At 42.4% G+C, this 9982-nt stretch carries 7 protein-coding genes; 2 read left to right on the top strand and 5 right to left on the bottom strand.

The annotated features are described in order from the left end of the window. The first annotated feature begins 247 nt into the window (after positions 1-247). Both ACL7TT_RS19925 and ACL7TT_RS19920 read left to right on the top strand, forming a co-directional pair. Positions 248-1117 (top strand): SDR family NAD(P)-dependent oxidoreductase, encoded by an 870-nt coding sequence (locus ACL7TT_RS19925; protein WP_413397951.1) that lies wholly within the window; start codon positions 248-250, stop codon positions 1115-1117. 81 nt (positions 1118-1198) lie between these two features. Continuing rightward, on the top strand, positions 1199-2596 hold the full coding sequence (locus tag ACL7TT_RS19920) for an aldehyde dehydrogenase family protein (RefSeq protein ID WP_413397950.1): 1398 nt from the start codon (positions 1199-1201) through the stop codon (positions 2594-2596). A gap of 52 nt (positions 2597-2648) precedes the next feature. Here the strand turns inward: ACL7TT_RS19920 and ACL7TT_RS19915 are convergent, their stop codons facing one another. The 5 genes from ACL7TT_RS19915 to ACL7TT_RS19895 form a co-directional block, all read right to left on the bottom strand. Further along, positions 2649-3431 (bottom strand): enoyl-CoA hydratase/isomerase family protein, encoded by a 783-nt coding sequence (locus ACL7TT_RS19915; protein WP_413397949.1) that lies wholly within the window; start codon positions 3429-3431, stop codon positions 2649-2651. A 582-nt stretch (positions 3432-4013) separates the two neighbouring features. Continuing rightward, entirely contained in the window at positions 4014-4892 is an 879-nt protein-coding gene (locus tag ACL7TT_RS19910) for an SDR family NAD(P)-dependent oxidoreductase (protein ID WP_413397948.1), read from the bottom strand. A gap of 159 nt (positions 4893-5051) precedes the next feature. Then, the gene (locus ACL7TT_RS19905; RefSeq protein ID WP_413397947.1) at positions 5052-6428 is read right to left on the bottom strand and encodes a cytochrome P450; all 1377 of its coding nucleotides are present in this window, start codon (positions 6426-6428) and stop codon (positions 5052-5054) included. 33 nt (positions 6429-6461) lie between these two features. After that, positions 6462-7232, bottom strand: a complete 771-nt coding sequence (locus ACL7TT_RS19900) for a glucose 1-dehydrogenase (RefSeq protein WP_413397946.1) — start codon at positions 7230-7232, stop codon at positions 6462-6464. Positions 7233-7418: 186 nt separating this feature from the next. Further along, entirely contained in the window at positions 7419-9755 is a 2337-nt protein-coding gene (locus ACL7TT_RS19895) for a TonB-dependent receptor (protein WP_413397945.1), read from the bottom strand. Positions 9756-9982 lie beyond the last annotated feature (227 nt).

The following is a 9982-nucleotide window of genomic DNA, read 5'->3' as shown; positions in this document are numbered from 1 at the left end:
ACTCAGGGGGAGGTTGATGCAGTGGTATGCGATTTAAATAACCGCCCAAGGAAAACATTAGGCTTTGAAACACCAGAAGATTTAATGGATAATTACTTGGCGGCACAAGCCGCATAAATGGTATGCACTTCAAGGTTGAATCCGCGGAATAATATGTCTGGTATGAAATCGCAATTCAAGGATTAAGTGGTTTGCGTTGTGTAGATGTAAAACCCTCCCTTCAATAACTAAAACAGTAGAAGCTACTATGAAAACGGCATTTATCACTGGTGCTGCAGAGGGGCAAGGTCTCTCCTTAGCACTAAAATTGAACGATTTGGGATGGAAGGTCTTTGCAGGTGTTCTTCCTGGCCTTGATATCTCCAAACTCACCGACAATGGCAGGAATATCATCCCGGTCGAACAGGATGTGTCCAATACCAATTCCGTTCGACAGAGTGCAATAACAGTCGCTTCAAAACTTGATGGCACTGGATTGAATATGTTGGTCAATAATGCAGGTATCGCTAATTTGGCCCAGGGAGTGATTGAAGGACTAAATATAGATGATTTACAACGGCTTTTTGAGGTAAACACCTATGGTCAATTGCGAACAGTGCAGGCATTTTTACCAATGTTAAGAGCAGTTGCACCTGAGGCTCGTATCCTAAATTATGCCTCTGGAGTAGTCGTTGCCAATACGCCGGGAGCAGGGGGGTACACCATGAGCAAACACGCGATTACCGGTATGACGCTTACTCTACGTCATGAACTGGCGCCACTGGGTGTGCAAGCCACCACTATCATGCCCGGAGGGGTGAAAACCAGTATGACTAAGGATATTCATCGGACAACGCATGAAATATGGAAACAGATCAATCAGGGAATTCGTGCAGTATATGAACCTCATCTTCTTGAAGCCACAACACAAGTATTACCTGATATGGTAGAAAATCAGGGCAACACTGTCGAAGAAATGACCGAGAGAATGCTTAAGATTATTAACATTCCAAAATTGAAACCGATTTACCTGGTTGGCAAGGATGTCAAACCGCTCAGTATTATGCGACGCTGGCTATCGGACAGTGCCCTGGAATGGATGATTCGAAAGAGTTATAAAATAAAAAACAGGATTTAATTGTGTATTAGAAAAATTTATCTGTTTGCCCATAAAATATTTTATTGCAGCCTTACCTAAAAATTCTACTGAGATAATGCAATGAGCATATCGTCAATATTTATCGCACAGCAAGATAACCATACTGCGCTCAGAGCGCGCTCGGCCGAGCAGCGAATCCGCCAATTACAAGCTCTGGGGATCGAGTTGATAAAACGTAAAAAAGACATATGTCGAGCACAAAATAAAGAATTAAAAACCTGTGAAATGGACACTGAAGCACAATTAATGATGCTTAAAATAGAACTCGAATTTATCAGTAAAAATTTAGCCAAATGGATGAAACCTCGTAAAGTAAAAAACAGCCAAGCAACTATGGGGAAAAAATGTTACATCCAATATGAGCCTAAAGGATCGATGCTCAATATTTCGACTTGGAATGCACCTATCGCAATCAACATCCTACCAATCGTGGGTGCTTTAGCGGCTGGAAACAGCGCTATTGTCAAACCCTCGGAGTTAGCACCACACACGGCAACTGTCACTCACGAAATTATTAGCACTGTCTTTTCAAGCAATCAATGTGCTGTAATTGAAGGTGGACCTGAGACTGCGCAAGAACTTTTGAAACAACCGTTCGATCATATCTACTACACCGGGGGTCATCGGGTTGGTCGTATTGTGATGAAAGCAGCTGCAGAAAACTTTGCAGATATCACATTGGAAATGGGTGGAAAAAACCCAGCTATTGTAGATTCAACTGCCGATGTTAATAACGCTGCGCTCAAGCTTGCCTGGGGGCGTATGGCAAATGCTGGGCAAGTATGTATCGGGCCTGATTATATTTTAGTTGATAAAACGATTGAGCAAAAATTCATTGAAGAAGCTAAAGCCGCCCTGATAAGGTTTTATAATCCACATGGGGATGGGTTTGAAAAAAGCGCAGAATTCCCCCGCCTTATTACAGATGGTCATTTCCAGCGGGTCAAAGGCCTGATTGATGAAGCTATCAGCAAGGGTGCAACACTGGAGTTTGGTGGTCAAAATGATGCATCACAGCGTTATATATCTCCAACCATTTTAAGTAGAGTCAATGACGATATGGCCATCATGCAAGAGGAGGTATTTGGCCCTGTTATGGTTGTAATCGGTTGTGAAGATGCTGAAAAAAAGCTGTCAATAATTAAACGCCAGCATAAGCCATTGGCATTGTATATTTTTTCTAAAGACCGACGCGCTATTAATTTTTTCTTGCAAAATACTTCAGCGGGTTCCACTGTGGTAAACCACAATTTGATTCAGTCTGGAACCAACCCGCATCTGCCGTTCGGTGGTATTAGGCATAGCGGTACTGGTCGAATTGGTGGTTTTCAGAGTTTCCTTGAGTTTTCCAACCCTCGTTCTGTAGTTGAAGCCCCTTTAGGTTGGCGTGATATCAATATTAACTTCCCGCCTTATTCTAAGATATATAAAAAATTGGTAGGTAAAATGCTAAGTTAATACATTGTCTATTGCCACTCAAATTAGTTTTTTCATAAAGGGTATATTAGTTTTAACGACCAGTAAATACTATGGGATTCTTATCAAGGAACCCTGAAACCGCATTCTTAAAATCCTCACTCATTGTGGTTAAATTTTGAAATCTTGCTTCTATATCAAAAGCTTCTGATAAATCAGTTTTCATAACTTGTCGAAGTAATTGCTTGGTGTATTTTTGGGCCATTGGGGAGCCGTTAGCAAGTTCTTCTGCCCAGGATTGTGTTTGAGTTAATAGCGTGTTTGCGGGGACTACTCTATTAGCAATGCCAAACTTCAAACACTGTTGTGCGTTTATTTTTTCAGAACAAATAATTACCTCCATTGCTCTCTTGGAGCCTAAAGCATTGAGTATATGCCAACTGACTCCACCATCTGGTATCAGGCCAATAGCTGCAAAGGCTTGATAGAGATAGGCATTATCACCCATCACACACAGGTCACAGGCCATTGCCAAACCTGCTGCTATACCTGCACAGGCGCCATTAACAGCTGAAATAAACAATTTTTCTGAGTCTCTGATAGCCATCAAAAAAGGCTTGTATTCTTTTAGGAGTTCTTCTTCAATCGAATCATATTCCGTTAACACATCGTGTAAATCTGCCCCAGCTGAAAATCCACGACCTTCACCTGAGATAATAATATTTCGTATAGCACTATCGGTATTTGCAAGATCAATCGCTTGTAATAGCTCAAACTTGAGAGTGGAATTAAACGTGTTGAGCTGTTTTGGTCTGTTGAGTAAAATACAAGCAACTCTATTGGTAACACTATACTTAATTGTATCGAATTTTTTCATCCCTTTTGCCTTTCTGATCCAATCATTTTAATTTTTGCATCGATTTTTAAATGTTATCAAATATGCCTGCCAGCTATTTTAAATTATTCTACTTTAGGTTAGTTTTATCAAATACGTATGCGTAGTTTAATTATTTTCTATCCAAGGCGGTTACTTTTTTTTAATAATTATTGATCGCTTATAAACTGTACTCACACCAATTATGTCAGCATGCTGAATAAGTTTGGCTTTATGGATAGAAGGCCGTAGCCACTGGGTAAAAAATATCCGCTATTACCTTAGGCATAAGAGGTGCATTCAACGGTATTTGTACATCCATATTAATTAGTATAAAGAGGGTTATATGCTTTTTTTGCTCAGGAGTATTCGCTACTTGAGCGATTTTATTAATCTTAAGGTTTTTTCTCAGCAAAGGTTGACCATAATCACCGTAATAATTTCAAATTCTCATGAAATAGTTACACAAATAATTTGAATGACATTCATTACACTACTATCTCCGACCAATCTACAATCTGACGTATGAGTTCCGATACTTAACTTAATGGATGACTTCTATAGTTGGATTGAATACCTAAGCCGTTATTTAATCATTGTCTCGGTTGGCATTACTGGCTTGCCAAGAAGTGGTTCGTATGTTTCTGGTTGCTGACCATCAATATCGAATACATCCAGTGATTTGGCAAGCATAGAGTTCCACCAGGACGCTCCCGTATACATCATAGCGGTGCCGGATCGATCAATTGCATCAATAATTCGACCTGTTAATTCAGGTGATTCCATGCCTGATTTGAGAGCCTCATACTCAGGCGGCAACAGATTGCTATCGATGGTAGACTGCAATCGTTCTGTACGCACAATACCTGGCCACAAGGTAAAAGCAGCCACATTGTGCTCACGTAATTCCTTACCCATATCGTGCATCATTTTATCCTTTGCTGCTTTTCCCAGACCATAGATAATGGAATGAATATAATTGCGTGCGGCAGGCGATGATACGGTGACTAGTGAACCACATCCTGCTTTAACCATATGCGGCACTGCGTGATAGCAAGCAAGATAGTGCGCGCGCAGTCCGATATTAATCATGGCGTTCCAGTGCTTTTCAACTGGTCTCTGCCAAAAAGGCTTCCACACTATTAAGTCGTCGGGAACTTGATAGACACAATTGACCAGAATATCCAATTTTCCTTGTTCATCTATCACACGCTCAAGTAATTGTGCGATCTGTTTATCATCACTATGATCACATTTAACAGCGATAGCCTGCCCGCCACGCTCTGAGATTTCTGACGCAGTCGCAGAAAGTGTGCCCGGTAGACTAGAGGTCTGATTTTCAAACTCAGAGCGCCCGCTTATATATACAATAGTATCACTGCCGGACAAAGCCAGGGCGGTGCCTTTACCTATCCCGCGGGTGGCACCCGTCACCAGGACAATACGTTTATTTATATTTCCCATAATAATATTTCCTGAAGGGTAAGGTGGGAGGTAAAAATTCCTTTTTGCAAGGATCGTATGGACCAAAGGTGCTAATTTCGAGCATACTGGGGTGTATTTATAGCGCGCCCTAAAAGAGAGCGTTTCTTTTCTTCCGACCACAGTAACCTAGCACTGAGCTTAATTTCTATGCCTCTTAACCTTCACTTTAAAGCGGCGCTCTGGACCTGGTGTCGGCGCAACGTTTATTTTAAGCTCATAGTCAAACGGGTCCAATTCCAGATCCAATCGGTAAAATAACCGTGCCATCGACAACAACATTTGTATATCGGCCAGAGAGCGGCCGAGGCATGTATGTGGGCCTCGACCATAGGGCGAGAATGCATTGGTTTTCAGATGCTCTCCACGACCTTTGTCATAACGCTCAACATCGAACTTTTCTGGATTGGGATAAAATTCTTGCATAAGATGCGGAACCGTGATACCCATATATAACAACTCACCTTCTTTAATTTCATAACCACTAAAATTAAAGTCAGTATTGGCCGAGCGCATAGCCGCGGCTGTCACAGGGTACATGCGCAGGCTTTCCATAATCGCCCCGGATAGCGTGGGCATTTCTTTTAGGCAAGCTGTATCCAGTTTTGATTTTCCGAATACGGTATCGACTTCCTGTTGGATCTTTTTGTATACGTCCGGATGCTTCAGTACAAGATAAATGAGGTTGGCCGTTGTATTAGCCACCGTATCAAGACCTGCAACGTATGGGCCGGTGAGCGTTAAAATAAGGTCACTCTCAGGGATCAGGTCACTGTTACGCTCGTGTTCTTCCATGATGTCATCAATCAAGTTTTTATCTTCTTCTTTCTTTTTTCCTTTATTGGCGTAGTAGTCCTCAATCATTGATTCGCCGAGCTCTCGCACACGTTTAAAGGCCCGCCTATAACTCGGCGCATATAACAGTATGCGCGGACGTTGCCGAGTAACCAGAACATTTAGTATTGTTTTGATTGTGATACGGATGTCTTCAACGTAATTTAATGGTACCCGGCCTGTAAGAAACAAACCTAACTGTCCCGTTACGAGACGCTGCATACCTGAGACTACAGGGACAGACTGACCTGATTTCCAATCCAGCATCAACATATCGTCTGTTGCTTGTAAAAATTGATCAAACTTTCCGACCAGTATTTTCCGTGAATAACCCTCTCTCATCACCGCTCGTAGTTTCGCGTGTATCTCACCACTTTCAGCGGTTAACTGGTATTTAGCCTGATAGGCATCTTTCATTTGCTGCCAAAACTCCTTGGAACGCAGTTTTTCCTTGCCATCTCTAGATCCCATAAACTCAACAGCTTCTGGCCCCGCCAATACTTTATAGGTCTGATTGAGAACTTTAACTCTAAAAATAGGACCATGCTCTCGGTAGCATTTGTAAAAAAAAGGTCCCGGACCACCATCTTTTGCCATTTGAAAAGTATTACCGAGGATGGGCAATCCTTTCACTAAAGGCGGTTCACTGTGTGAACGATCTATTCTTATAGAATTTTCACTCATCTTTACTTACTCTTTCAGGTTGATCTGTTCTACTTAAGAACAGGGCATTTCTGGGTTGCGCAAACCCGCAATCCAGCCACCATCAGCAACAAACTCGGACCCAGTTGAATAGCTGGCTTCATCAGTAGCGAGAAATAAACTAACATAAGCAACCTCATTAGGTTGCCCCACACGCGGAATCGGATGTTTTGCGTAAAACGTCCTATTCATATCGTCTTCACTGGTTCTACTGGCACCGCCCATTTCGGTATAGATACCACCAGGGTGAACACTATTCACACGAATGCCGTATTGCCCTAGTTCTATCGCTGCACTTTTCGTTAAACCACGTACTGCCCATTTGGATGATGAGTAGGCTCCAAGACCTGCTGAAGAATGCAGCCCATCGATTGAAGAAACATTGATAATCGAACCAACACCTGCTGCCTTCATCGGTTCAATTGCACTGCGAATACCCATGAAGGTTCCCAATTGATTAACTTCGATTACCCGCATATACTCTTCGGTCGAGGTGTTGGTAATTGACGACATCTTTAAAATAGCAGCGTTATTGACCAGAACATTATAAGTGCCCAATGTCTGAGCCTGTGCAACCGCAGCGGTCCAATCCTCCTCTTTGCTGACATCCATATGTTGGAAGGTAACGACTTCCCCAAGCTCCTGAGCGAGTGCCTGGCCGCGCTGATCGTTTACGTCGGCAATAACCACTTTGGCACCATGCTCTACAAACAGTCGTACGGTTGCTTCCCCCATACCGCTTGCGCCCCCTGTAACTATGGCTGTTTTTCCAGCTAGTCTTTTCATATTATCGACCCATCTAATTTATAATATTTTTTGTTCTGGTATGATTTATACTTTGGTTTTGCTCTTTTCGTAGGTAAACCATTTCTAATGTCGTATTACTTTGAATTTACAGATTTCAGCAATCCACTGACTTGATCGGATTATTTTCGACTAGAAAGTGGATCAGTGTATTCATAAGGTATTATTTTAATACATATAAGCAGCCGTTACACCGAAGGTTTTTGGATCACCAAAGTTTGCTAATTCATCTAAACCGAAAGGTACTGCAGTGCCACTAAAGTTGGTGGTGAGATACTCTTCATCGGCTAGATTTTTGCCCCAGAATGTGAGCTTGATTTCATGTTTATCTGCGTGGTTCAGCGTAAAAGACAAGGACGCATCGATAACTGCGTACGAATCCATCACGACACTATCAGCACTATTCACTGAACTGTGTCGACCCCCTCCCTGATAGTTATAGCCAAGATACGCATCTAGATTCCATTGATTGAAATTCGAAGTATAGTTGAAAGCAAGTGTGCCCGATTGATCAGGTGCATAAGCCAAGCCATCAATCAAAACGGCATCAGGCAGTCCAGGTATCGAAACGCTCCCAACACCCAAATCGCTCTCCAGTAAACCAAGACTCAAGGATGTTCTGAGGCTTTCGGTTAGGGCAATCTGTAAATCCGCTTCGGTGCCATAAATTTTAACGCCATTAATACCAATAAAGTCCCGATCAGCACTTCCTATGCCGGTTTGCACACTCGTTTGGTAATTATTGACTTCCATTTGAAAAACAGCTAGGTTCAGCCTCAGGCGAGAGTCGATAAAGTCGCCTTTAAAGCCAAATTCATAAGCTAACGTTTCTTCTGGTTTGAAACCGACTGTATACAATGCTAAATTCGATGATCGAGTAGATGTGCCACCCGATTTATACCCGGAAACAACCTTGGCATAAATGCTGCTATTTTCATCAATGTCATAAGTAACTGTGAAGGATGGATCAAAATTACTAAAATTCCGATCGTAGGATGCACCAAGAGGTGCACTCTCCGCGAAAGTAGGTGAATTCGGGTTGAATCGAAATGCTCGTCGACTATCCCTGGCAAAACGTGCACCTAAAGTGTATGTCCAGGGACCTTCATTTGGGGTGTAAGTTGCCTGCCCGAATACTGCAATAGAATCATTTTCAGAGTTGGTGAATTCAAATGCTCGTGCTATATTAAAAGAAGTGCCAACTAAATCAGAGTATGCTTTATCTGAATAGTAGTAGACACCCGCAATGTATTCGAGTGTATCCGTTGAACCAATCAATTGGATTTCTTGTGTCGTTTGTTCAAAATCCAGGGTACGACGTCCCTCTGAGGTTGCACCCAGAGGCACTGCAGGAACAAGAATAAACCCCTCTGGTAATCCTAATGCTGGCTCAGCCAGGGCGATCCCGATTGCACTTCTTACAGCTGGTGCACTATCATGGAAGAAACTGCTATTTACTGCTCGATAGCCTGTGATTGATTTAATGATTAAATTCTCAAAAACATTCCAGGTCAATGTGAGGTTGTGGCCATCCACTTCTAACAGGTTGTCCTGCAGTGGCCTCACTGCTGTTACGCTATCCAGGCGATCCATTTGCGCTGGAATGTCATGTTCCGCTACGCCAATAAGATTGACAAGGATATTGGGTGGGAGCGCCGGATTTAACAATTGTGAAAGAATTGGTCCTGCAAGCACTGAGGTCAGATCTCCCCCTGCAATCACCTGTTGATATCGACTGGTATCTTTTACATCAGAGGTATCGTAGGCATAATCCAGTATAAAGTTCTCAGAGATATCGCTGATAAATTCAAGCCTATAAGCCTCTCGATCTTCTTCACCATAGTCAAGAGAATCACCTATGGCTTCAACAGTGCCATCCCTTTTTGATATCAATGCTGATAGTTTAAGGGCAGATGTTTCCCCAAGTGGAAAATTGACGCTGGTTTTGGTTTTAAAATGGTCGAGATTACCGCCAGTTAATACCTGCTTAAAGCCAAATTCTTCCAGCACAGGTTTAGTAGTAATTAAATTAACAGCGCCACCGGTAGAGTTGCGGCCATACAGGCTTCCCTGTGGTCCTCGTAAGATTTCGACACGCTGAAGCTCAACAATTTCTGAGCCAGATCCAATCGAAGAACCAACATAAACTCCATCGATATACAATGCCACGGAAGGATCTTGTGTTATCTGTGTATCCAATTGACCAAGCCCGCGAATCATTAATCGGATTGTATTCTTGTCAGAAGGAAAAGGAGATACTGATAAGTTGGGCACATTAGCTCCAAGATCGTAGAGTTCATCTATACCACGTTGTTCAAGCCCCAGTTCGTCAAAAGCAGTCAACGAAATCGGAATCTCCTGTATCGATTCTGATCTACGTTCAGCGGTAACAGTGATTTCTTCGAGAGTAAGCCCCTCACCATAAGCGGGATTAAACACAAGTAGCGTTAGTAGTATGGCACCTGCCAGTAATGGGCAAAATGATATTATTGTTGTAATTTTCATACTAATTATCCCCTGTTCTATTATTATTAAAATATTAGTCAATGACTGCTCTATTATCCTGCTGTTCCAGTGATTATAAATCCTCGCGGATTCAACCTTGAAGTGCATACCATTTATGCGGCTTGTGCCGCCAAGTAATTATCCATTAAATCTTCTGGTGTTTCAAAGCCTAATGTTTTCCTTGGGCGGTTATTTAAATCGCATACCACTGCATCAACCTCCCCCTG

Origin of the sequence: Microbulbifer jejuensis (genome assembly GCF_047289955.1) — a bacterium.
In the GTDB taxonomy this organism is placed as follows: Bacteria; Pseudomonadota; Gammaproteobacteria; order Pseudomonadales; family Cellvibrionaceae; genus Microbulbifer.
This window is presented reverse-complemented; position numbering and strand designations above follow the sequence as displayed.